The organism is Cloacibacillus sp. (genome assembly GCA_036655895.1).
Classification (GTDB): domain Bacteria; phylum Synergistota; class Synergistia; order Synergistales; family Synergistaceae; genus JAVVPF01.
Genome location: JAVVPF010000058.1, coordinates 6,417 through 6,962 on the forward strand (window position 1 = coordinate 6,417; position 546 = coordinate 6,962).

At 50.0% G+C, this 546-nt stretch carries 1 protein-coding gene; it reads left to right on the forward strand.

Translation table 11 applies throughout. The features are described from left to right. On the forward strand, nucleotides 1-177 hold a 177-nt coding region (locus tag RRY12_12125; GenBank protein ID MEG2185418.1), incomplete at its 5' end, for an ABC transporter ATP-binding protein. Nucleotides 178-546 lie beyond the last annotated feature (369 nt).

Genomic DNA, 546 nt, shown 5'->3' on the forward strand with positions numbered 1-546 from the left:
GACCAGAGCAGGCTCTGCGAACCGTTACAGGGTGACGTGCCAAGCCCGATAAATCTTCCAGCCGGATGTCCGTTCGCAAACAGATGTCCGAAGAAGATAAAAGAATGCGACACGACGCGGCCGCGGCTTGCCGAAACAGACGGAAGGCTGGTCGCCTGCCACCTGTACTGCCGCTGATCACAGAAAATTACAGAGCTATTTCTGTAATAATATAAAGACTGACTATATAAAGTCAAGTCGTAAGAGAAGAGAAACAGGCAAGAAAGTGTCACGAAGGAAACAGAACCAGGCACCTTGACAATGACATGCTAACGCGAGCCTCTTTCAAAGACAGAAAGAGACATTGAGACTCCGGTGAGGATAAAGACTGCCGTCTATGCCGTCATCGGGACAAATGGCTCGTTTGCGTTAAGGATGTGGAAAATAACGCGAATCAACTTTTTTGAAAGATGCCCAAGCGCGACAAAGTAGTGCTTGCCTTGCGCCAGCTTGCGCTCCATATATCTACGGAAGTCAGGGCAGTGGATAGAAGCAAGGCGCGCCGCC